Source organism: Capsulimonas sp., assembly GCF_039929585.1.
Classification (GTDB): domain Bacteria; phylum Armatimonadota; class Armatimonadia; order Armatimonadales; family Capsulimonadaceae; genus Capsulimonas.
In genome coordinates this window covers 1-23,864 of the sequence record NZ_JBDSQY010000028.1, presented here as the reverse complement: position 1 = coordinate 23,864, position 23,864 = coordinate 1, and the positions used below count along the sequence as shown (strand labels likewise).

The window sequence follows — 23,864 nt, the reverse complement described above, 5'->3', positions numbered from 1 at the left end:
AATGGCAAGGTTGGATACCTCCAACCAAGCATACTGAAAGTGTAAAGAATGTCGCCGGTTTAAGATGTAAACTATGTCGCCGGTTTGTACACCCCAGCCCCTTCTCCCAATTCTGGGAGAAGGGGAGTCAGAGTTTTTGAGTTTCAGATCAGAACAAAATCCCAATCTTAATCGGACTCCCCCTCTCCCAGAATTGGGAGAGGGGGCTGGAGGGTGAGGGCCTCACGCCTTCGTCGTCGCAAACTTCAGGTTCTTAATAATCCTCAGCTGGAACACTGTAAACCCAACCAGCATCATCCCCATGATCCACGCCGCCGCCGTCGCGTAGCCGAACTTCAGGTACATAAAGGCGTTGTACCAGATCTCCAAACCCAAAGAGTGCGTGGCGTAGAGCGGACCGCCGCCGGTCATGACGAGCATGGTGTCCGATGCCTGGAACGACGCGATCGCGGCGCCCAAAAAGGTGATCATGATCAGCGGTTTAAGAGTCGGCAGGGTGATCTTTCGGATCTTCGTCATGATGGAGGCGCCGTCAAGATCCGCTGCTTCGTACATCTCCTCGGAAACGCCTTTGAGCGCGGCCAGATAGATAATGCTGCCGGGGCCAGCGGTCGTCCAAATACCCGGCAGAGTAGCGGCTATCAGGGCAAGTGCGGGGCTGCCGAGCCAGTCGTAAGGTCCCTTAGCGCCCATCGTTGCGAACGAGATAATCGTGTTAAACAGACCCTGCGGAGTGCTATCCTCGAACCACTTCCAGAGATAAAGCACCACGAAACCATTGACGACGGCGGGAAGATAGTAGACGGTGCGAAAGAACATCTTCGCGCGCGGAATCTCCGAAAGCGCCAGCGCAATGAAGATCGGCAGGAAGAAACCGAAGGTCAGATTGTAAATTGTGAAAAGGATCGAGACGCGAACGCCCGCCCAGAATGACGGCTGGTAGAAGCAGTCGATAAAGTTGTCCAGGCCGACAAATTTTGGCGGGGCGAGTAATTGATAGTTCTGGAAGGCAATCACCAAACCGCGCACCAGGGGATAGTACTTCCAGAGCAGCACGGACAGCGCGGCCGGCGCCACGAACAGCAGCGCAATCACATGCGGGCGCAGATTGAACGGGCGCGGAACGACCGAATCATTTTCCACGGGACGCGAGGCGCGGTAGCTGCGCCACGCGGTTTTCGCCTGCCAGCCCAAAAACGCGAGAAACGACAGCATCAGAACCCAGAAGACAACGGCGGCCCCCGTGCGGCGGCGGCGCATCTCCATCGGGTCGACATACCCGGTGAGCTTCGAGTTGATTTCGCGCGCGGACGTGGCGAGAAGCATATGAGGATCGCGGTCGGGGTACTGCTCAATCGTCGCAAGCGGCTGCCCGAGCAGTGTGTAAACCTGGCTCATATTCGAGCCGTACGGCTCCGGATGGCCGTCCTCGAACAGCTTCTTACTCGCCTCCAGCCAGGCTTTGGAAACGCCCGATGCATCGTCGGCGTAGCCATATTTGATCAGCGACTGCGGGTTGACGGTGCTCGCCAAGCCCGCTTCCACGTAGGCTCGGGTGCGGATACGATCGGCGTTGTCAGACGCCATAAACTTGACGAATTTCCACGCGGCGTCGCGCACGCGCGGGTCTTTGATCTGCGAGGAGATGCCCCAGCTCGCGGCGTTGATCTCATTGGCGCTGATTCCCGTCGGCCCCTTCGGCATCGGCGCGATGCCGATCAGACTGGGATTGAGCGAGTTCGTGTCGGCGGTATTAGCGATGATGTTGCTCTGGTATTGGAACCACATCGCGACCACGCCTTTGACGCGATCTTCAGCCATCGTGGCGCTGTGACGGGCGACCCCGATATACTTTTTCCCGTCCGGCCCGGTCCAGACTCCCTTCATCAGCTTTTTGTGGAACTCCAAAGCGGTCACGCCCGCGGGAGTATCGAACGCCGCCTCCCACTGTCCCTTATCGTTGCGCCGCACAACTTCTCCGCCGGCCTGCCATAGGAAATTGACCCACCAATACGGCGTGGCGTCGGGATCGGTCCCGTATTCAAATCCCCATTTGCCCTTCGGCTGGTCCGTAAGTTTCTTCGCGTAGTCGTAAAACTCGTCCCAATCCTTCGGCGGCCTGTCGGGATCGAGACCGGCGGCCTGGAACAAGTCGCGGCGGTAGTACAGCGCCTGCACGAACTGGGCGTAGGGAATAAAGTAGACGTGGCCGTTACCCACATCCTTCAGAACCTTCTTGATAACGGGGCTTAACCGTCCGTACACATCGGGATCGTTTTGCAGATAGCTGTCTAGCGGCTCCAAAAAACCCTGCTGGATGTAAGTCGCGGATTGACGGAAGTTGACATAGACAACGTCCGGCGCCGTTCCCCCGGCGAATTGCAGCATCAGGCCCGACTCCGCCGCCGGCCCCGCGATCTGGATGCCCTGCGCGCTCTCCAGGCGGATGCCGGGATTTTCTCGCTCGAACGTCTCCACAATGGCGCGGTCTGCCCGGTAGCGTGGCGCAATGTCGTTCTTTCCGGGCAGCTTGAAGCCGCCCGCGCCGCCGACACGCAGCACGATCTGGGAGGCGCTCGTATCCGTTTGGGCCGGAGCGAATCGAATGGCGCACAGAAGTACGCAAAGAGTGAAAAGGAGGCGCTGGAGTTGCTTCATGGTTTGTTCAGGGGTAGCCGGATAATGAGACATTCTACCACAGATCGTCCCTCCGCGAGAGCCTAACGCCGCCAGAGGTATAATAGAGGGATTAACCCGAGAATTTGAGATCCGATTATGCTGGCGACACGAATCATTCCCTGTCTGGACGTCCAAAACGGCCGCGTGGTCAAAGGGACGAACTTTCTGAACATCCGCGACGCGGGCGATCCCGTCGAGCGCGCGGCGCTTTACGACGCACAGGGCGCGGACGAACTGGTCTTTCTGGATATCACGGCGTCGCATGAAAAGCGGGAATTGATGTTCGACTACGCCCGGCGTGTGGCCGAAGAGGTCTTCATCCCCTTCTGTGTCGGCGGCGGCATCAAAACCATCGACGACTTCCGGCGCATCCTGAAAACCGGCGCCGATAAGGCCAGCATCAACACGGCGGCCGTCACCAATCCCGCGCTGATCACCGAATGCTCGCGCGCCTTCGGCGCTCAGTGCGTCGTGGTCGCGATCGACCCAAAAAAGACAGGCAAGACTCCCTCGGGCTGGGAAGTCCACATCCACGGCGGCCGCACCCCCACGGGCATCGACGCCTTAGACTGGGCGCTCGAAATGGAAGACCGGGGCGCGGGCGAGATCATGCTGACCTCAATGGATGCCGACGGGACACTGGCCGGCTATGACATCCCACTCACCCAGGCCGTCACACAGCGGGTCAACATCCCCGTGATCGCCAGCGGCGGCGCCGGAACACTCGAACACATCCATGACGCCGTGACCACCGGCGGCGCGCAGGCGGCGCTCGTTTCCAGCATCGTCCACTACGGGACGTTTACGGTCGGCGAGATCAAAGATTATCTGGGCGAGCGCGGCATTCCCGTCCGCCGGGTGTGACAGTGAATATGAAATGACAAGACTGACCTCCATGTTGCAAAGCATGGAGGTCTTTTTTATGGGACGATCCCGGAATTTCGCTTATCTCTCCCGGAATCAATCTATCGCTTTTGCGAGTAGGATCGTAAGATAAAGCTGTAATGATAAATAAAACTTACCGATTGGCGCTGGCTGCGGCCACTCTGTTCACATTCTCCTCCGCAAATTCCAATGCGGCGCCAGAGAAAAACTTCTTCACCCAAAGTTACACCGGCGCGCGGACGGACTTTACGGGAAATGTCGGCTATGAGTTTGTCCCGGAGACGAAACTCATGGTGACAGCCCTTGGGCGCTCCGTCAGCGGCGGACGCCTCCAGAAGACGCACCAAGTGACGCTGTGGGACACGGTGACGGCAAAACCGCTGGCGACAACAACCATCTCAATGACGTCCAAGATGGACGCGCTGGGTTATGCGTTCCAGCCGTTGGCCCATCCTCTGTTATTGGCGAAGGACCGCCGCTATCGGATCACGTCCAGCGAGATGCAGGGCGGCGACCCAATGATGGATGTCGCAGACATCAACAAACACGCGAGCGTCGCGACGGTGGGAACGGGCGTTTATCAAATGGGGAACGCTTATCCCTCGGCAAAATATGGACGCGACGAGCAAGGTTACGGCGTGCCAACATTCTACTTTAACACAGCAGGAGTGAAACCAGCGCTGCTCAAGGCCGCCAGCCATGGGACCGCTCCGTTGATTCGCGATATCCCGACCGGATATCTGCTGCAATGCTCGTTTCTCTCCCCGCGCCCCTACTGCTGGCAAGGAACGGACAGCCTGCTGTCCGGCTGGGAAGTGGACAAGAGCGGTGGAAACTATGCATTTCATCCGACCTGTCTCTACCCAGACGGCTTCGCATTCCACAGCGATTGGTTCAAGCTCATGGACACAAACACCGGCGCCGCCGTCACCCTCAAGCATCAGATCGCACGGCAGACGACGGGGCAGATGACGCTGGAGTTCCGCTTCAAAATGACGAAGCGGATGGACGGCGCGCGCTGGCAGCTGCGCGATCTCCAGCAATCCGCCATTGGGCTGGTAACGGCTGGCGGCAATCTCTGCTGGGAGAACGGGAAGGCGCTGGCGCCGTACGAGATCAACCGTGAGTATGGCGTGAAAGTGATCGCCGACATCGCCGCGTACACGGCGGATGTGTTCGTGGACGGCTCCTTAAAAGCGAAGGGATTACCATTCCTCCACCATGTAAAGTCGCTTGATTACTTCTTAGTGAAAACCGGCGGAGCGGCGACCGGGGAGATGTTTCTCAGCCCGGTCAACACCTACAAAGGCTACACGGTGAACGAAATGTTCGTCACCTCCGGCGTCGGCAAGGCGCCGACGGACTGGAGTGTACACAACGCCAGCGTGAGGGAGTTCGAATGTGGCGCGAAGCCGGATATCTTTAGTCTCCGAGTGATGGGCGTGGCGACAAAAAAGTTCACTCCCACGCATGGGCGAACGGTCTTCGAATGCCGCTTTCTATTGCCGAATAAAGCCGCCAGCGCGCATGTCAATTTAGGCGGCGTCAATCTCCCCGGGATGTCCAACTATCGGCAAAACCTGTGGTACATGGCCAAAGTAATTACCAACCCAGTAACGAAGAACGCGGAAATCTTCATCAACGGCAAACCTACGCCCACGCGGGTTGCATGGACGAAACCCGTATCCAGCGTCCGTTTTGCCGGCAATCTTTGGGTGGACGATGTACAGGTCTACCCCTGGCGAGACTACCCGGCCGACTACGTGCCGGCGCCAAAGCCAACGCCGGCGAAGTCGCCCTACTCGCTCGGCGTGCAAAGCTGCAATCTCTGGCGCGAAGGGACGGCTTACGCCGGATGGGATTACGTCTATCCGTACCGCGACAAGCGAAAGCCCTATTTGGGATGGTATGACGAAGGCAGCCCCGAGGAGACCGACTGGGAGATCAAGTGGCAAGTCGAACACGGCGTGACATTCGAGCAGCACTGCTGGTATCGGCCGAACAACGCCATCAATCATCCCATCAAAGACGGCGTGCTGGATCAGGGGATCATCAAGGGACTATTCAATGCGCGGTACAGCAAGATGGCGAAGTTCACCATCATGTGCACCGACGAAGGCGCGTGCGAAACCAATCCGCAAGATTGGCGCGACAATATCACTCCGTACTGGATTGAGTATTTCTTCAAAGATCCGCGCTACTTCAAGGTCAACGGTAAACCCGTCGTCTCAATCTACTCTCTGAGCAGCTGGCAGCGAATGTTTGGAAGTAATGCGAACTGTCGGCAAGCCATCTTGACGCTACGTAATGCCTGCAAGCAGGCGGGTTTCCCCGGCGTGATCGTGCTGATGGAGCATCGCGGCGCGGACCGTAACGTTCTGCAAACGATGAAGGACATCGGCGTCGACGATTGTTATTCTTACACCTGGGGCACACCCGATGTGAACGTGCAGCGCAACGCCAACATCGCCCAGCGCGACGCCGCCGCTGCGGTAGGATTTCACATGCTGCCGAGTATCTCGATGGGATGGGACCGGGAAGCCTGGGGCGTGCATGATGGCGGCTGGGCCACGGCAGCCGACTACCAATCTTTGGCCCAATGGACAAAAGATCGGTTTATGCCAAGCCTACCGACGGATTCGCTGGGCCGTCACATCGTGATGCTCGCCAACTGGAACGAGTTCGGCGAAGGCCATTTCCTGATGCCCTCGACATTGACCGGCTTCGGATACTTAGATGCTCTGCGCACGGTCTTCACGCCTGGCGGCGAGCATCACGACGCCGCGCCGAACGCGCGGCAAAAACGGCGTTTCACCGCATTATATCCGAAGGACTAAAGCGTGGTTTGGCCCCTCAGTGGGGCCTTCCTAATCCTGTGGGCAGAAGGGACCAGCCTAAATCTGCTTCTTAGGATGATATTGGGCGCGGTATTGGCTCGGTGTCAGGCCGACCGACGCGCGAAAGATGCGGGATAAGTGGGCGTGGTCGCTCAGGCCGCATTCGAGCGCGACCTGGGTTATGGGGAGGTTTGTGTTCTGTAGGCTGGCTTTCGCGTGCTCCAGCCGGACATGGCGGATGTAGTCTCGCGGCGTGCGCCCCATCACGGCGGAGAACACCTCGGTGAAGTGGTCGGGAGAGAGATACACCATTTTCGCGATCTCGTTCACTCGCAGGATCGACGCAAAGTTCTCGTCGATGAACCGTACGGCGGTCGCCACGGAATTTTCATTCAGGGAGCGACGGCTCGGCGTCAAGCCATTGGCGCCGCCATAGGCTTCATAAAGGCGCGACAGGCGGATCATAAGCCGCAGCATCAGCGCACGCACCAGGACCTTGCGCACAGGTTCGGAGGAATTCGCCTCCCGCATGATTTCATCCAGATCGACAGAAATGCCGCTCAGCGTATCCGGTCCTAAGTGCAGCCAGCGCGCGCCGCGCCCTTCCCCATCCGGGCTTTCCTGTACGGCAGGCTCCACAAACAAGGGCTGAAACCCAGGCGTCTCCAGCAGCGCCTCCAGCATTTCCTCATCGAAGAGGGCTGGCGAAAAGTGGATCGTCGTCGCGACCAGATCGTGGCAATCCACAAAACGATGGGTAGCGCCGACACCTAAAAGATAGACGTCGCCACGGCAGATCGCATATCGTTGATCGTCGACGATGTGCGTCCCGCGTCCCGACATCACAAAATAGAGGGAGAGGAAGTCTTTGTGCCGCTGGATCTGCCAGCCAGGCATGACAGGCTCCGCGATAATCAATAAAGGGATTTGAAAATGAGGGTCATCTCCATAATAGCTCCTGACGTTTTCCGCCATGGAGTACTCACGTATCTCAGCCGGAAGTTCATTGGTAGGCCTCATAAGTTCATTATAGTCACAAAGCCCCACAAAGAATCATGCAATCCCGGAGTTCTATACATTTGCCCCGGAACCGTCAAAGCCCTGGACGCGGCGCCATGATAAAATAACACGTGCTGCTGAACAGATCTCATACCGCACCACTTAGCGCCGATGTTATCCATAAGGAATCATGAAATGAAAACAAAAGGATTTACTCTGATTGAGCTGTTAGTTGTTATCGCTATCATTGCGATATTAGCCGCTATTCTTTTCCCCGTCTTCGCCAAAGCGCGCGAAAAGGCGCGCCAGATCACTTGTGCTTCGAACGAGAAGCAGCTTGGCCTTGCGTTTATGCAGTACAGTCAAGACAATGATGAGATGTATCCCCAGGGCCTGCCGTCCGCGAATGGGAACGGCAACCGAGGCGGCGGCTGGGCGGGTCAAATCTATCCCTATGTGAAGAGCACGGGGGCCTTTAAGTGTCCCGACGACTCCACGGCGCCCCAGGGCAGCCGCGTTCCGGTTTCTTACGCTTATAACTTTCTTGTTGGCGAGGCAAGTAATTACACGTACGGACCGTCCAACGTCAATGCGCCAGGCGGAGCCATCGCGGCGATCAATGCGCCGGTGATGACCATCCTCCTTGTCGAGGTGCAGAACATCGACGCGACCATCACCAGCCCAACCGACTATATCGGCGGACTGTCGTCGTTGGCGACAGACGGAACCAACCTTCTGGGCTACGATGGCGGCGACAATATGCAGTGCTGTAATAGTTCCGCCCTCGGCAACGCAAAGCTTTCGACCGGACAGCAGCTTGGCTGGACAGCGACCGCAAACGCCAACCAGTTTTCCGGGCCTAATGGACGCCATACCAACGGAGCAAATTACCTGCTGGCCGACGGTCACGTGAAGTTTTACCTGCCGACAAACGTCGCGACATTCAATGACGGGACTCACATCTACTACGGTCAGTAGAACGGACTAACTTCGCGGCCCATGTCTTCTGGATATGGACCGCGTTTCTTTTTGCCGTTCCCACCACAATTCATGAAAGCCAATAATGACGCATAAGAAGTCGCGTATTACCCGACGCACCTTTTTGAACCTGACACTCGGCGCTGGCGTCGCCGTCTCCGCCGGTCAGTTACTCCACCGCTGGGAGGATGAAGTTTACGCCGAGACGCCGTCCCCAACTAAGCCGCCAGCGCCAGCGAAGCCGGGCTGGCAGGGGCCGATGGGTGTCGAGCGCGTCGCGCGCGAGGTCCCGCTGGGCTATCAGTCTCCGGACGCACCGACGGAAGACACTGTCCGATGGGTCCAAGTCGATCTGAAATCGGTGCGCAAGATCGACGCGGTCAAGCTGTTCCCCTTCGGCTACAGCCTGCTCAGCAGCGGCGCCGCCGACGGATTGCCGCAGCGCTTCCGCATTGACGCTTCCGTGGAGCCGGATTTCCACTCTCCCGTGAACATCGCGGACTTTACAGGCGTGGACTTTCCAGAATCCGTCGACGAGGTCGGAGCGTTTCACGCCTCGAAGATCGACGCCCGGTACATTCGCGTCACAGTCACGCGCACTCGCCGCAAACAGTTTCAGCTTTCAAAGCTGGAAGTCTGGTCGGGGCCAACGGACGCGGCCGAAGGCTGTACAGCGTCGGAATCAACGCGCGGAAGCCTTGGCGTGATTGCGCTGACACGCGCGCCGCGCCCGCAGGGCGAGGGCGTCGTCACGGACAACCCCGGCAACGTTATCCCGGTCGCAAAGTGGAAACCCGTCGCCGATAAGGCGCATACGCCTACCACGGGCGTGCGCCTCGAAAGCGGCATTTTCCAAACGGCGATGGAGCAGAACATCGCCTATCTGCTCAATACCTTCTCCGCAAACGAACTGCTGCGCCCCTTCCGCGAGCGCGCCGGAAAGCCAGTTGGCAAAGTGACGCGTCAGCCCATCAGCTTCTGGGACACGGACCTTCCCGGTTCGAACGCCGGACGCTTTCTAATGGGCGCCGGCAACACTCTGCGCTGGATGGACCATCCCGAGCTCAAGGCGCGCATGGACGAGATCGTGGACGGCATCGCCGAATGCGTCCGCCCCGATGGCTACCTCATGGCGTATCCCCCGGAAAGCATGTTCTACAGCGAACGCGGCGGTTACACACGCGCCTGGGTCACCCATGGTCTGATTGAGGCGGGCTTCGCGGGAAACCCCAAAGCCTTTAAATTGCTGCGCGGCTTCTACGATTGGTTCAACAAGTGTGAATATCTGCCGGAGATGCTTCGCCGCGCCGGGCAGGGCGTTCAGGGACAGATCGCCAGCACGCGGATGTACTTTACGCCGGTGGGGAAACCCGAGGATTTGCAGGTCGCGCAGCGATACTATCAGGAAAACTACTGGATGAAGCAGCTCGCCGCACGCGATCCAGAGGCTATCTGGAAGTACCCCTACGACCACCCACACTGCTATTTGCTCACATCACTCGAACCGATTCTCGATCATTACCGGGCGACCGGCGCGAAGCGTTATCTCGACGCCGCCGCCGGAGGCTGGGATCTTTATCACGACAACTGGCTGCACGTCGGCGGGACAATTGCGATCTGCGAAGGCCCTGAATACCCGCCTCAGTCGTACTACCTCCACAATGCGACCGGCGAACTGTGCGGCAGCGTCTTCTTGGCGTTCTATAGCCAGCGCTTCCACCGCCTTTCGCCCGGCGAGGAGAAGTACGTCGCTCAGATCGAGCAGGCGATCTACAATGTCGCGCTCGCCAATCAGTTTGGATCCTCCGGCATCTGCTACCATGCGAACTTAGAGGGGCGCAAAGACGCCAGTTCGGCGAACAACACTTGCTGTGAAGGCCAGGGAACGCGCCTGCTCGGAGCGATCCCAGAGTTTATCTACTCCACTGCTAGCAGCGGGCTTTACGTCAATCTCTTCGCTCCGTCCACGATTACCTGGAAACAGGGAACAAGCGAACTTAGCCTCAGGATGGCGACCGAGTTCCCATTTGGGTCCGATGTCGTCCTCACGATCACCAGCGCCGCTCCCGCCAAGTCCGCGATCCGAATCCGCGTTCCCGGCTGGGCGAACGCCGCCATGCCGGTCACGGTCAACGGCGAAACCGTGGGCACAGGCAACCCCGGTTCCTATCTTACGATCAATCGAACGTGGAAACAGGACGATAAAGTCGCCTTTACTCTGCCGATTGGCTTCAAGACGACTCTTTACGAAGGCGCCGATCAATTGGACGGCGCCGACCGTTACGCCCTGGAATACGGCCCAATCCTCATGGCCGCCGTCGGACCGATGAACGAGGGACAGAGCGCACGCTTCCCATTCCCGGCCACGGAGCTTGCCCGCCGGCTTCAGCCCGTCTCCGATCAGCCTCTGCATTATGCGATCGAGGGGCAGCCGGAGCACCGTTTCATTCCCTACTGGCAGGTTCAGCAGGAGGCGTTCACCTGTTACCCGATCCTGGGTGTAGGGTCTCCCCGGGTCGCCGCCGGCCCTGGTCCGGATGATCTCGCGCTTGCGTCGCACGGCGCTCACGCCACGTCCGACAGCGAATACGCCAACGAACCGGGATGCACGGAAAAGATCATCGACGGCGCCGTCGTCATGCCGGGTGACCAGGGCCACCGCTGGCATTCCTCACTGGAGACGCCGCATCCGCACTGGGTTCAGGTCGATCTGCCTAAACCCACCGGTGTCGGTCGGATCGTGGTTCAGTTCGCCGATCCCGCCGGGCATCCCACCAGCTTCCAGGGGATCGCCAAAGTCAACGGCAAGGATCGTATTCTTTTCGATGTTACGGGATATAAAAAGCGGCAATCCTACACGTTCACACAGAACCCAATGGTCATAGACAGCTTCCGCTTCGTGATCCACGCCAGCCGAAACCCGGCCTTCCCCAATGCCGCCCAGCTGAGCCAGATAGAACTCTACAAATCATAGCGCGCCTCGCCGCGCCGGTCGCAAATAAACAATGGGCGGCGCCATGCCCTTGACGCCGCCCTTCCCTGCCCGGTATAATAACCAAACGTTCGGCGGGGTGTGGCGCAGTTGGTAGCGCGCTACTTTTGGGAAGTAGAAGCCGAGAGTTCGAGTCTCTCCACCCCGACCAAGCAAATGCTCCTGTACGCCGTTGGCGATCAGGAGCATTTTTGCTGTCAGGTGTGTTTTATTTACGAAGGCGTTATTTGCGGGGCAGCACGCGCCATGTGACGCCATGCACAACGCCAGTGCTGAGTGAAGCGAAGCGGCGGAACTGCCCGGGCGTCAGATCGAAATGGTTGCAGCCGGTGTCGGTGATCTTCACGCGCATGGAGGTTCCGCCACGCGAAAGCAGCACCCAGGAGCCACGCGGCGCCAGGTTGGATGCGGTACGGCCATGGCGATCACGATAAAATGTGCAGTACGTCGTACCGCCGCCATGATGGCTCTTGTTGTGAGAAGGATGCCGGCCTCGCGCATGCGCGCTGGGAAGACAGGCGCCGACCAGAGCAAGCGCGAAGACAGGGGTCAAGAAACGGGTTGGCGATAAACCGAACATGGATTCGTCCTCCGGGAATTACGGTGCAGATAAGTTCACTCTCATTCCCTGGGATTCCTTCATGAAAACCCGGGAATTTGACGGCTCGCGGCGCTCGATTGCGTTGACAATGGAATCACCGCCATGCTAAAATATCGGTAGGATGCTCGGCGAACATTAGTCGCCGAGCCTGCGTTGTGGAGGAATCTCTTGAAAGCAAGTTGCATGGTCTGCGGATCGGACTTCGAAGTTGAGCGGGACCGGGGACAGATCATTGAGATCGACAGTGTCGGACATTACATCTGCCATCGCGATTGGCCGGGCTTTAACGCCGGCGTCGATCTGCAAAAGCGAGTGCAGGACACTCAGCGTTTATCCGACGATGAAGAGCTCCTGCAGCGGCGAGAGCAGTCCCGGCAGGCGCTGTCGGATTTCAACCAAACACCCCGTGATATTGTCGCGAAGCTGGATGAATATGTCATCGGCCAGGAACGCGCCAAGCGCGACGTCGCCGTCGGTCTCTACGATCACCATCGGATCCACCAATCGGACGTTGAAAGCAAAGAACTGGGGACAACGCCCGAGGTCGAGCTGGAAAAGGCGAATATTCTTCTCGTCGGCCCTTCCGGCAGCGGCAAGACACTGATCGCCAAGACGCTGGCCCGCTCGCTCGGCGTCCCTTTCGCTTCCGCCGACGCCACAAGCCTCTCCCCCACGGGATACACCGGAAACGACGTCGAAAGCGTTCTGACCCCGCTTTACTTAGATGCAGGCGAGGATCTGGAGTGGGCGGCGCGCGGCGTTGTCTTCCTGGACGAAATCGACAAGATCGCGCGCAAGAGCCAGGCGAACCCCTCCATCACCCGTGATGTCAGCGGCGAAAGCGTCCAGCACGCCCTGCTGAAGCTGATCGAAGGCACGATGGCGCAATTGCCTCTTGGCGCTTCGGGACGCAAGCACCCGGATGCGCCGCCGGAATACATCGATACCAGCAAAATCCTCTTCATTGGCGGCGGCGCCTTTGAGGGCCTGCCCGAAATCGTCGCCAAGAAGATGAAACGCCAGACCGAACGCACCATCGGCCTGCGCGCCACGCCCGCCGCCATTTCCGGCGATCCGCAGCGCGATTTCCAAATTCTCTCGGAAGCGCCGATGGAAGTCCTGATCGAAAGTCTGATTGACTACGGCTTCGTTCCGGAACTCGCCGGCCGCCTCCCGATCATCGTACCGCTTGCGCCGCTCACCAAAGAGCAGATGCGCCGCGCCCTGACCGAGCCGAAGAACGCTATCGTCCGCCAGCAGATCGAGCTGTTCCACCGCGACGGCATCGAGCTCATCGTAACTGAAGCCGCTCTGGACAGCATCGTCGAAAAAGCGACCTCCATGAAGACCGGCGTCCGCGCCTTACGCTCCCTGGTCAAGGGAATGACCAGCCGCGCCCGCTACGAAGTCAGCGGCGATCCGAAGGTGATCGGTGTGGAAGTCGGCCCCGAGTCGCTGGAAGATCCGTCGATTTACAGCGTGGTGCTGAAGGTCGGCGAGACACTGCAAAAGAAGACAAGCCACGAAGCGGGATTTGCGAGAGCGGTGTGAAGATTGGCCCTCATCCCCTTCTCCCAATTCTGGGAGAAGGGGAGTCAGAAAGAATTAAGATTTTTCTGGTCTGAAGAGATCTGAACTAACAACACTCTTGCTCCCCCTCTCCCAGAATTGGGAGAGGGGGCTGGGGGGTGAGGGCCACGCGAAGCGCCTCCCTTATCACCACCACGAACTCCCACCCCCATGCAAAACATTTACCTCATCACCATCTCCGGTCCCGACCGAGCCGGCCTCACCCGCTCGCTCACGGATATTCTGGCGAAAGCAGACGCGACGGTTCTCGACATCGGCCAGTCCGTCATTCATGATGCCCTGACCCTCGGAGTGATGTTTCGCGCCGCGCGCGATACAGTGGATACTCTAGGCCCCGCGCTCGAAGCGCAGAGCTTGGGAGTGACGGTTCATGTGACGCCGGTATCGCAGGAAAGTTTTCAGGAGTGGATCGACACACAGCATCAGCAGCGGTTTATCGTGACCTTGCTGGGCGCACGGATCACGACGGCGCAGCTGGCGCTGGTAACGCGCCGATTTGCCGAACATGGCCTAGAGGTCGCACGGATGGAGCGGCTGTCCGGACGGGACGCCTCCGCCAATCTTGCCGCCCCACGATTGTGCATTGAATTCGCTGTTACTGGCAGCAACGCCGATCCCAGGGCGCTTCGGCAGTCACTGCTTTCGCTGGCGGATTCCGAGGGGTTCGATATTGCCGTACAAGAGGATTCGATCTTCCGGCGCAACCGCCGGCTCGTCGTGTTTGACATGGATTCGACGCTGATCCAGATGGAGGTCATCGACGAGCTCGCGCGGCGCGCCGGCGTCTACGATCAGGTCAGCGCGATCACGGCGTCCGCGATGCGCGGCGAGATCGATTTTCCCACGAGTTTCCGGCGGCGCATGGCGCTGATCAAAGGTCTCAGCGCCGATGTGCTGGACGACATTGCCGGCCATCTTCCGCTCACTCAGGGAACGGAGCGGCTGATGCGCACCCTCAAGACGCTTGGCTACAAAACCGGGATTATCTCTGGGGGCTTCACCCACTTCGCGCGTCGATTACAGGCCGATCTGGGATTTGATTACGTCTACGCGCACGAGCTGGAAATCGTCGACAATCAATTGACGGGGGAGATCCTTGGCGAGGTCATCGACGGAAATCGCAAAGCGGAAATCCTGCGTGAAATCGCCGACCGAGAGGGCATTGCGCTGGCGCAGACGATCGCCGTGGGCGACGGCGCGAATGACCTGCCCATGCTCAGCGTCGCCGGCATCGGGGTCGCATTCCACGCCAAGCCGCTGGTTCGTGAGAAGGCCGAACATTCGATCTCGCTGATGGGATTGGATGCGCTGCTGTATCTGCTGGGGATTCGGGATCGGCACGTGGCGGACTAGAGAGCGCCCTACTCCACCGGATCTTCGTTCACTCCGAGGCGATGGATGTCCATCACATCCGTCAGACGCTGCAATCGAACCATCACGGCGGCGATGTGCGCGGTGTCGGCGGCGTCGAAGCTGATCTGCATGACGGCGGTATGGTTCGGCAATGAGCGCGTACGGATCGCCTGGATGTTGGTCTTCGCCTCGCTGAAAAGTTTCCCCACGTCTTCCAGCAGGCCGATGCGGTCGGCGAGTTCTACTTTGATATCCGTGAGATAGCGCTGAGTGTTATCGCTCGGCTTCCAATCGACTTCGAGGAGCCGCTCAGGCTCCGTCTGCTGGTAGTGCGTGATATTTGGGCAGCCGTGACGGTGGAGGGCCACGCCCTTACCGCGCGTCATGTAGCCGGTGACTTCGTCGCCAGGCACGGGCTGGCAGCACTTGGCGCGTGTGATCGCGACGTCTTCTAAATCCCCACCGACCTGAAGCTTCCCGGTATTTCCGCCCTTGCGCTCGTAGGTCGGCGCGGTGTGGGTCGTTTCCTGAGTGAGCGCTTTGAGCTTCGTGAGCATTGTGCCGACGGCGACATCACCGTATCCGATCGCCGCAAGCAGTTCTTCCTGGGAATGCATCGCCATCGCGGTGGCGATCTTGGTCAGGATATCCGTGGACAACAGATGCTTGCTATCCATGTGAAGCCGGTCCAGCTCTTTTTGCATCAACTCTCGGCCGCGAGCGACGTTGGCGGTGAAGCGCAGCTTGCGGAAGTAGGCCTTGATCTTGGTGCGCGCGTGGCTGGTCTTGGCGCTCGCAAGCCAGTCGAGTGAGGGACTGGCGTTCGGCCGCGCTAAAATCTCCACGATATCGCCGTTATTGAACTGGTAGGTGAGCGGAACGATCTTTCCATTCACTTTGGCGCCGACGCAGTGCAGGCCAAGATCGGAGTGGATTCGATAAGCAGCGTCCACAGGCGTGGCGCCGCGCGGGAAGTCCAGAACATCGCCTTTGGGCGTAAAGACAAAGACCTGATCGGTGAAAAGGTCACTGACGACCGAACGCAGGAACTCCCCTGGCTCCTTGGCGTCGGATTGCCAGTCGAAGAGCTGCTGGCGCAGCAGGCTCATCTTCTTTTCGAAACCCCGATCCCCTGAGGTTTTGGCGCGTCCCTCTTTGTACTGCCAGTGCGCCGCAATCCCAAAGTCGGCAAGGCGATGCATCTCAACGGTGCGAATTTGAATTTCCAGCGGTTCGCCGGTCGGCCCCAAGACTTTGGTGTGCAGCGACTGGTAGCCGTTGGACTTGGTCTTGGCGATGTAATCGTCAAAGCGCCCCGGCACGGGCATCCAGAGGTCATGCACGACGCCCAGCGCGTGGTAACACTCGGGGACGCTGTTCACGATCACACGCAGGGCAATGAGGTCGTAGACCTCATTCAGATCGATATCCTGCTTCTGCATCTTGTTGTAGATGGAGTAAAGGTGCTTGGGGCGGCCCTGGATCTCCGCTTGGATGTTCTCGGCGGCGAGACGCTCGCGCAGCATGCTGGTGGCGACGCCGATCTCCTGCTCGCGCTGCGAACGGGTGCGGTCCAGCTTCTGCTTGATCTCATTGTACGCGGTGGGGTTTGTATACTTGAAGGCGAGATCTTCCAGCTGCCATTTGATCTGCCAGATTCCGAGACGATGGGCCAGTGGTCCAAAGATCTGCAGGGTCTCTTGAGCGACTTTGACCTGCCGGTGCTCCGGCATTGCCGAAAGCGTGCGCATATTGTGCAGGCGATCCGCGAGCTTGATGACCATGACGCGCAGGTCTTTGGCCATCGCGAGCAGGATCTTGCGCAGGTTCGCCGCTGACTTATTCGTTTCGCCGTGCCGCTTTTTGCGAGCGGCGGTTTCCGGACTTTCGGGGTTGGGACTGGGCGGCGGCAGCTGCGGGGCGTCGATCTTGGAAGCGTCGCTTTCCATGCGCGACTCGAAGTCGGCGAGCTTCAGTTTGGTGACGCCGTCTACGAGATCGGCGATCTCCGCGCCGAACTCATGCGCGAGCTGATCCCGCGTGACGCCGCAGTCTTCAATGACGTCATGGAGCAGGCCGGACGCAATCGTAGCGTCGTCCATTTCCAGTTCGGCGAGGATAGTCGAGACGGCGATGGGGTGAATGATATAAGGTTCGCCGGAGCGGCGGAACTGACCTTCATGCTTCTCGGCGGCGTAGTCGAACGCCCGACGAATCAGAGCGATGTCGGCATCGGGATGGTAGGTCCGAGCGCAGTCGATCAGCGCTTGATAGAGGGGTTCATAATCGTCGGCCATCTTCGTACCGGTCCAGCAGAGCTCGGCGCAGCCTGCGGCAGTCAAATTTTCGCGCGTATTCGAATTGACGCGGAGTGTGTATTGCTTATTGTACCCGAGTGACTAACTCCGTTAACACCCCTGGCGCCGCCGAACGCCTAAGGGACCAGAACGCGGAGCGCGCGCGGCTCCAGCGTGATCGTCATTGGGGTGTAATGGTACATGTCTCCGTCGAGCTGCCCCTGGACCGGAGGATCGGATTCGATCTGGATTCGACGCGCGCGATAGTAGCGCACGCGGGGGTCTTTCAAGTGCCGGCCGGCCAGCGCCGCCATGATCTGGGTCACGAAACCCACACGGTCCATTGGAGCGCGCTCGAAGACACAAATGTCCAGCCAGCCGTCGTCAACCACGGCGAACGGGGCGAGCTTGATCTGGTGGTAGGCGTAGAGCGCGGAGTTGGCGACGACGACCAGAAAGGCTTCGGTTCGGATCTCTTCCGAGTCCAGCGTCAGCTTGATCGAAGTGCTTCGGTATTTCGCCAGCGCGCCCAGTGTCCCAAACACATAGGCCGCCGGTCCCATCAGCTCTTTCATCGGCTGTACGATCTCGCCGACAACGGCGGCGTCGAACCCGAAGCCCGCCATCAGAGCGAAATAGCGGCCCTGCGCCTCGCCGACATCGATATCGCGCGTCCGGCCGTTGCGCACCATCTCGGTGATCTCGGCGAAGCCGCCTCGGGGAACGCCCAGTTCATGCGCCAGAACGTTCTGCGTTCCGAGCGGGATGATGCCCATCGGCAGCGTCGGACCATCATCGGCCCGGCCCGCCAGCAATCCGTTCAAGACTTCGTTGACGGTGCCGTCTCCGCCGGCGACCAGAACGCAATCGGCGCTGCGATTCTCCGCCGCGCGCTTGGCCGCCGCCTCGGCGTGGCCGGACGACTGCGTCACAATGATCTCCGAAACGAACTCACGGGTGAACGCCTCGGCGTCCGCGAGAAGTTCCTGCGGACGCCCCTGCCCCGCTGTGGGATTGACAATCAGAAGCGTTTTCATACGACGGCGTCCCTGTTTGAAGAGCGTGGGGACATAAACTTAGGCGACGTAAAAGCCAGAAAAGTTCCCAGGTCCATGACGATCCGCTCTGGAGAAATCCCGCCGTCTGCCGATAATGACAATGTCGTTTGTGTTTTCAATGGAGCGACTGGAAACGAAAGGTAAGCACGATAGTCATGAAATCTCGAAGCGCACTCCGCATGCGGCGCCGACGCCGATCGGCCTTTACGTTAGTGGAGATCATGATCGTCATTTTGGTGATCGGGATGCTGCTGAATATCGCCACGCCCGCATTTCTGCATGCCCGAGACCTTGGACAGGCGCGCGCCTGCGTCGCCAACCTGCGCAATATCACGTCAGCGAAGGAACAGTTTGCGCTGGAGCATGACGCTTCCAATACTTATACGCCCGTTTGGAGCGATATCTCACCCTATATCAAATCCAAATCTGCGCCGCTTTGTCCGACCAATGGAAGCGTGTATCAGCTCAACGACATCAAATCCTACGCTGCCTGCTCGTATGGCGGCCCCGTCGGCCTCCCGCACGTCCTGAACTAACGGATCGGTCTTTCGCTGCGACTGAGCGAAAGACCAATCCGTTACTTAGCGGTATCGCCGTCGCCGCGACGGCCGAGTTCGCCCTGTATCCAAAACGCCCCGATCAGCGACGCCAGTGCTCCATAAGCCGTGACCTGAGCAAAAGCACTGATGTGATGCACGGCGGTGTATCCCCCCACCAGCGCGCCGAACAAGCCGCCAAAGGCGATCCAAGTCGCCGACTGCGCGTCAAACGCCCCCGTCTTTCGATAAATCAGCATGCCGGGCAGCGACGCGAAGATCAAGGCGACGATCGCTGTTCCCTGCGCCTCCAGCGGCTTCAGATGCAGCATCAGCATCTCCGCCGGAACCACGAAGACGCCAAGGCCGACAATTCTGCCCAGAAATCCCGCAATGATCCCCGCCACGATCGCAACGATCATCGCCAGCAGCAGCGGCCATTCCCGTCCCCCGGAAATCGCCGCGACCCCGGGCGCGAATGCGACCAGCAGAATTCCCACCACGAGTATGATCGCCGGATTGACGAAACGGGCTCGCGCCTGCGCCGCCCATTGCAGCGCCGCGCCCTGCGCCATCGCCGCCCCGAAGATCTGCCCCAGCACCAGCGGAATAACCAGCCCCCAGTGCACGTTTCCCGTTTGACTGTATGGCAGCGTCGCTCCCAGGGCGCACGCAAACGTAGCGGCAAGCCCGGTCGCGGCGCGCGGCCCCGGCCCAATGCTCAGGAGCTTGCGCGTGAGCGGAGTCACAAGGACGCTGGCGCCGATGCCGGTCAGGCCAGACAGCAATCCACAGGGAAGGCCGACAAGGCAGAGAATAACATTTTTGAGGTAGGATAAGTTAGGGCGCGCCATCGCGTGGATTATACCTGAAATGCTTCACTGTCACCTATTGTCCTATCAAGAACCACAGCCGTACGGCGAAATGCTCGCCCGGCAGTACGCGCTCGTCGAAAAACGCCGCGCCGGCGAGATCGAAGATACGCTCCTTCTGCTGGAGCACACGCCCACGGTCACCATAGGGAAAACCGCGCAGGGCGGCGATCTGCTCACCAGCCCAGCAGAACTGGCTCGCCTCGGCATCACCGTAGAAACCGTGGATCGCGGCGGCGAAATCACTTATCACGGCCCCGGTCAGCTCGTCGGATATCCCATTTTGGATTTGCGCCAACACGGACAGGATCTTCACCGCTACTTGCGTGATCTCGAAGAAGTGATTATTCGAACGGTGGGAGAATTTGGCCTGGAGGGGACGCGCAAGCCGGGGCTAACAGGGGTATGGATCGGCGAGCGCAAGATCGCCGCCATCGGGATCAAAGTGCGCCAATGGGTAACGATGCACGGCTTCGCGCTCAATATCGACAACGATCTGAACCCGTATCGCCGGGATTTCATCCCCTGCGGCATTCGCGACCGTGGCGTCACGTCGCTCGCCGAAGAGCTGCCCGATCTCGGCCTGAAGCGTCCGGATGTGGAGCCGCGACTTTTGCGCGCGTTTGCCGTAGTGTTTGGCGTGTCTCCCGTATTCTATGCTCTACCCGTATTCGCTGGGGAGATGGGTATAATCACCCCATGAAAGTTCGTGTCAAAACTGAAATCGCCGGACGCAGCATTGACGAAACGCTCGCGGGCGCCAACGCCGACGATATCCTTGCTCAGGTCAAATCCCGGGTCGCGAAAGAATTGGGCTGGAAGGGGTTGTTCCTGAACGCGATGACGCCGCTCGGCTTCGCACAGGAAGCCGTAAAGCGTTATAACACCGCAAACCAGAGCAGCTACGCACCGCCCCAATCCGCAAGCGAGTTTGTCCAGCTGGGAAGTCAATTGGGATTTGTCGAAATCCTCCCCGAATAGCCTCCGCACGAAACGAGCCGCCACGACATGAACAACTTCGATGCGCTTCCGTTGTTTCCCCTGGATGTCGTTCTCTATCCCGACATGCCGCTGCCGCTGCACATCTTCGAGCCTCGGTATCTGGAGATGGTGGCCTACTGCCGCACGCACAACATGCCATTCGGCGTCGTGCTCTCCCCGGATCGCACGCTCAGCGACACTCAGACCCTCGTCTCGCAAGTCGGCACGACAGCCCGCATCCAGCAGATGGATGAAGGAGAAGACGGACGCCTGGACATTATCGTCGCAGGCGAAACACGCTTTCGGATCGCCGAGATCAGCAGCGAGCAACCTTACACTACCGCGCGCGTAGCCCCGTTCTGGGAGCACATGACCGATCCTCTTCTCCTCAAGGCTCCTTTCGACATGGTCACGGGCTTATTCCGAACTTATCTCAAAAGCCTCTTCGCGCTCACCCATCGCACTCTCAGCACTCTCCAATTGCCCCTGGAGCCTGAGAACTTATCCTACGCCATTGCCAGCGTACTCCAGATCCCGCTGTCCGAAAAACAAAAACTGCTGGAAATGACGACCACGGAAAGCCGCCTGAACTGCGAGATTGAAATCTTGCGCCGTGAGATCGATGCGCAGGGGTGCTTGCAGGACATCCAGAACAAACGACCCGAATGCGGACCGTCAGTGATCGAACCGGTCAGCGTAAGGGATTTGAACAAGCTGTCGTCGCGGAATTAGAGACCTCTCCTGCTCTACCCACCCCGGCCCTTCGCGCCACCCCACCCTTGAAGCAGGGAAGGGTTGTTAGGACTTGATTTCGCAGACGCCTTTCGTCCGAGCATCTCTTTATAACCCTTCCCAGTTCCATGGGAGGGGTCGGCCGAAGGCCGGGGGTGGGTCATACAAACGGAGCAAAATTCCTGACGATAATCCACGATGAAGAAGTTAAAAAAGCGTTGCGCGGGGCTCGTTTTTGGCGGCGATGGTCTTTTCACGTGCGGCGATCAGATCGTCGATGAGGAATTGTCGGGAAGCGATGTAGGCTTCACCTTCCTGGCGCAGGATGTACGCGGGGTGCAGCGCGGCCATGGCGTACTTAACGTATTTGCTTTCCTGCCACTGCCCGCGCTCTTGCAGCATACGGAAATTCTTGTGGATGATGGCGTTCGCCGCCGGAGCGCCAAGGCAGAGGATGACGCGCGGCTGGATGATCTCGATCTGCTTCTCCAGCCAGAGTGGGACGCAGGTTCCGGACTCTTCGGGGCGCGGAGGACGGTTTTGGATACGCCCGTCGGCGATCAGAGTGGCGCGGCACTTGACGACGTTGGTGATGTAAACGTGCTTGCGCAGCATGCCGGCCTCACGCAGGCACTCGTCGAGCAGTTTGCCGGCGCGACCAACAAAGGGGACGCCGGTGGCGTCCTCGTTAGCGCCGGGGCCTTCGCCCACCAGCATTAACGGGCTGCCTGCATTACCGTCGCCAAATACGACGTGCGTGCGCGTTTGGCTCAAATCGCAGGCGGGACATGTGCTCGCGCGCTGAGAGAGCAATTCAATGCGCCGAATCTTCTCTTCCCGGTCGGTGGCCGGTTCCGCCATTGAAATAATCTCGCTTTGATCGTGAATATGGAATAACTGCTGGGATGATACCCAAAAATGAACGAAGGGGGGAAATGTTGAAAAACTGGTAGCCCTAAGGAGAATCGAACTCCTGTCTACGCCGTGAGAGGGCGTTGTCCTAACCGCTGAACGATAGGGCCACGATGTCGCAACGCAGATAATATACCCCAGGGAGATTCGGAAGTCAACCCCTTTTGAATGATCCCTTGACAGAATCCATACTTATTTGCTATATTTTTCCTAGAGGTACAGTCAGCTTGGCGAAACGCAAACGGCACGACGATTTTATGCTGCTCGCTCCGGGCGAGACAGTCCGCGGCGGCTCGGGGAACTACGTGGTCGGCAAGGTTGTCGGCACCGGAGCATTCGGCGCTGTCTACTACGCGGAAGACCCTGATATGCCGGGCCGCAAGGTCGCGCTGAAGGAGTTCTTCGGAGCGCGCAACCCTCGCGAACAACGGATGCTGAAGGATCTGTTCGACCGCGAACGGGTCGTCGGTATGCACGCCAGCGCTCACCCGCTGATGCCGACTTCCTACGAATCCTTCCAGTTCGACGGTTATTACTATATCGCGCAGGAGTTCATCGAGGGAACCACCCTGGATGATATTATCCGTAAGCGCCATCCCCTGCCCCGCGAATGGACGCTCCGATGGTCGGTCTGTCTCTGCGACGCCCTGGCCTTCCTGCACTCGCGCGGCATTATCCACCACGACTTGAAGCCGGCGAATATCCGGATCACGCCGCAGGGTCATCTGTTCCTGCTGGACTTCGGCGCCGCTCAATACTTCGGCAAAGCGAATGAAGGCCGCAAGCAGACCGAGATCTACGGCACTGAAGGGTATCTGCCGCCGGAACTCGACGGCGACGGCAAGTGGACCGCTGACGTCCGTACGGATATCTTCGCGCTTGGATGTATTCTTTATGAGATGATTGCGGGAGAGCCACCCGATCAGGCAAAGATCAACGAGCGCTCGATGACCATCACCAACGAGCTGATGGAGAAGCCGAACGCCGATCTTAACCTCGTCGCGCTGATCAATCGGGCTCTGTCCTATAATACCGAGTATCGATTCGCCAGCACCAATGAGTTTCTTTTGGAAATGCGCAAAACCGCGCCGCCGGTGCTGCTGATCAACAAAAAACACCTGCGCTTCGGGGCCATTCCCTCCGGTGCGCATGTACCGCCGCTGCAAATCACGATCTACAACGCCGGCGGCGGTGAGCTGCGCGGAGAGATCAAGCCGCGTGATGCTTGGGTCCAGGTGCCTTTTACCACGTTCAAGGGCAACAAGCGCGACGTCAACGTCATTGTCGTCCCTTCCAAGATCCCGAACAAGAGCGGAGTCAATGTCGGAAAGCTGGAGTTCAACAGCCCGCAGTACTACGACCAGGACGGCAAGCTGATCAGTTCCGGCGACCGCTGGTTCATCGAATGCAGCGCCAGCCTTGTCTTGAAGCCCGGTCTGCTCCAAGTGACGGAACGGCCCACCGCCGACGCGCCGCCGATCGCCATTACTACGCGGGCCGGACAGCCCGGGGCCGGCGCGTTTGAACTCAAAAATGTGGGGGAAAAACCGATCGACTTCCAA

18 protein-coding genes and 2 tRNA genes are annotated in these 23,864 nt (G+C 59.1%); 12 read left to right on the top strand and 8 right to left on the bottom strand.

Going from position 1 to position 23,864, the window contains the following annotated elements; genetic code table 11:
* Positions 1-222: 222 nt before the first annotated feature.
* On the bottom strand, positions 223-2,658 hold the full coding sequence (locus ABIZ35_RS01645; protein WP_348218134.1) for an extracellular solute-binding protein: 2,436 nt from the start codon (positions 2,656-2,658) through the stop codon (positions 223-225).
* Between the two features lie 117 nt (positions 2,659-2,775).
* Between ABIZ35_RS01645 and hisF the strand changes: the two genes are divergently transcribed.
* Both hisF and ABIZ35_RS01635 read left to right on the top strand, forming a co-directional pair.
* The gene (gene hisF / locus ABIZ35_RS01640) at positions 2,776-3,543 is read left to right on the top strand and encodes an imidazole glycerol phosphate synthase subunit HisF (protein WP_348218133.1); all 768 of its coding nucleotides are present in this window, start codon (positions 2,776-2,778) and stop codon (positions 3,541-3,543) included.
* Between the two features lie 140 nt (positions 3,544-3,683).
* A complete protein-coding gene (locus ABIZ35_RS01635) occupies positions 3,684-6,401 on the top strand; it encodes a glycoside hydrolase family 99-like domain-containing protein (protein ID WP_348218132.1) in 2,718 nt (905 codons plus the stop codon).
* Positions 6,402-6,458: 57 nt separating this feature from the next.
* Here the strand turns inward: ABIZ35_RS01635 and ABIZ35_RS01630 are convergent, their stop codons facing one another.
* Entirely contained in the window at positions 6,459-7,298 is an 840-nt protein-coding gene (locus ABIZ35_RS01630) for an AraC family transcriptional regulator (RefSeq protein ID WP_348218131.1), read from the bottom strand.
* 297 nt (positions 7,299-7,595) lie between these two features.
* Here ABIZ35_RS01630 and ABIZ35_RS01625 point away from each other — a divergent pair, with 297 nt between their 5' ends.
* From ABIZ35_RS01625 to ABIZ35_RS01615, 3 genes are all read left to right on the top strand, one after another.
* Positions 7,596-8,378 carry a DUF1559 domain-containing protein gene (locus ABIZ35_RS01625; protein WP_348218130.1) on the top strand — a complete coding sequence of 261 codons (783 nt, stop codon included), beginning with the start codon at positions 7,596-7,598 and terminating at the stop codon, positions 8,376-8,378.
* Between the two features lie 85 nt (positions 8,379-8,463).
* Entirely contained in the window at positions 8,464-11,352 is a 2,889-nt protein-coding gene (locus ABIZ35_RS01620; protein WP_348218129.1) for a beta-L-arabinofuranosidase domain-containing protein, read from the top strand.
* Between the two features lie 93 nt (positions 11,353-11,445).
* Positions 11,446-11,521: transfer RNA gene (locus ABIZ35_RS01615), tRNA-Pro, on the top strand.
* A 72-nt stretch (positions 11,522-11,593) separates the two neighbouring features.
* On the opposite strand, the gene ABIZ35_RS01610 is transcribed toward ABIZ35_RS01615, so the two are convergent.
* Positions 11,594-11,950, bottom strand: a complete 357-nt coding sequence (locus ABIZ35_RS01610) for a hypothetical protein (protein ID WP_348218128.1) — start codon at positions 11,948-11,950, stop codon at positions 11,594-11,596.
* A 189-nt stretch (positions 11,951-12,139) separates the two neighbouring features.
* On the opposite strand from ABIZ35_RS01610, the gene clpX reads away from it, so the two are divergent.
* A complete protein-coding gene (gene clpX / locus ABIZ35_RS01605; RefSeq protein ID WP_348218127.1) occupies positions 12,140-13,522 on the top strand; it encodes an ATP-dependent Clp protease ATP-binding subunit ClpX in 1,383 nt (460 codons plus the stop codon).
* Between the two features lie 189 nt (positions 13,523-13,711).
* Positions 13,712-14,914: a phosphoserine phosphatase SerB gene (gene serB, locus ABIZ35_RS01600; protein WP_348218126.1), complete on the top strand. Its 1,203-nt coding sequence runs from the start codon at positions 13,712-13,714 to the stop codon at positions 14,912-14,914.
* Positions 14,915-14,922: 8 nt separating this feature from the next.
* Here the strand turns inward: serB and ABIZ35_RS01595 are convergent, their stop codons facing one another.
* Both ABIZ35_RS01595 and ABIZ35_RS01590 read right to left on the bottom strand, forming a co-directional pair.
* On the bottom strand, positions 14,923-17,256 hold the full coding sequence (locus tag ABIZ35_RS01595; RefSeq protein ID WP_348218125.1) for a bifunctional (p)ppGpp synthetase/guanosine-3',5'-bis(diphosphate) 3'-pyrophosphohydrolase: 2,334 nt from the start codon (positions 17,254-17,256) through the stop codon (positions 14,923-14,925).
* Between the two features lie 92 nt (positions 17,257-17,348).
* Positions 17,349-18,248 carry a diacylglycerol kinase family protein gene (locus tag ABIZ35_RS01590; RefSeq protein WP_348218124.1) on the bottom strand — a complete coding sequence of 300 codons (900 nt, stop codon included), beginning with the start codon at positions 18,246-18,248 and terminating at the stop codon, positions 17,349-17,351.
* Positions 18,249-18,424: 176 nt separating this feature from the next.
* Here ABIZ35_RS01590 and ABIZ35_RS01585 point away from each other — a divergent pair, with 176 nt between their 5' ends.
* Positions 18,425-18,805, top strand: a complete 381-nt coding sequence (locus ABIZ35_RS01585; protein ID WP_348218123.1) for a prepilin-type N-terminal cleavage/methylation domain-containing protein — start codon at positions 18,425-18,427, stop codon at positions 18,803-18,805.
* 41 nt (positions 18,806-18,846) lie between these two features.
* Here ABIZ35_RS01585 and ABIZ35_RS01580 read toward each other — a convergent pair whose 3' ends face one another.
* Entirely contained in the window at positions 18,847-19,659 is an 813-nt protein-coding gene (locus tag ABIZ35_RS01580; protein ID WP_348218122.1) for a sulfite exporter TauE/SafE family protein, read from the bottom strand.
* A gap of 19 nt (positions 19,660-19,678) precedes the next feature.
* Here ABIZ35_RS01580 and lipB point away from each other — a divergent pair, with 19 nt between their 5' ends.
* The 3 genes from lipB to ABIZ35_RS01565 are packed head-to-tail and all read left to right on the top strand — an operon-like array spanning position 19,679 to position 21,390.
* Positions 19,679-20,380: a lipoyl(octanoyl) transferase LipB gene (gene lipB, locus ABIZ35_RS01575; RefSeq protein ID WP_348218121.1), complete on the top strand. Its 702-nt coding sequence runs from the start codon at positions 19,679-19,681 to the stop codon at positions 20,378-20,380.
* Positions 20,377-20,658: a hypothetical protein gene (locus ABIZ35_RS01570; RefSeq protein WP_348218120.1), complete on the top strand. Its 282-nt coding sequence runs from the start codon at positions 20,377-20,379 to the stop codon at positions 20,656-20,658. Before lipB ends, ABIZ35_RS01570 begins: the two co-directional genes overlap by 4 nt.
* A 27-nt stretch (positions 20,659-20,685) precedes the next feature.
* Positions 20,686-21,390 (top strand): LON peptidase substrate-binding domain-containing protein, encoded by a 705-nt coding sequence (locus ABIZ35_RS01565; RefSeq protein WP_348218119.1) that lies wholly within the window; start codon positions 20,686-20,688, stop codon positions 21,388-21,390.
* A gap of 207 nt (positions 21,391-21,597) precedes the next feature.
* On the opposite strand, the gene ABIZ35_RS01560 is transcribed toward ABIZ35_RS01565, so the two are convergent.
* On the bottom strand, positions 21,598-22,251 hold the full coding sequence (locus ABIZ35_RS01560) for a uracil-DNA glycosylase (protein ID WP_348218118.1): 654 nt from the start codon (positions 22,249-22,251) through the stop codon (positions 21,598-21,600).
* Between the two features lie 86 nt (positions 22,252-22,337).
* A tRNA-Glu gene (locus ABIZ35_RS01555) sits at positions 22,338-22,412 on the bottom strand.
* A 117-nt stretch (positions 22,413-22,529) separates the two neighbouring features.
* Between ABIZ35_RS01555 and ABIZ35_RS01550 the strand changes: the two genes are divergently transcribed.
* Positions 22,530-23,864 (top strand): serine/threonine-protein kinase (locus tag ABIZ35_RS01550; protein ID WP_348218117.1); only part of this gene is annotated, 1,335 nt, incomplete at its 3' end.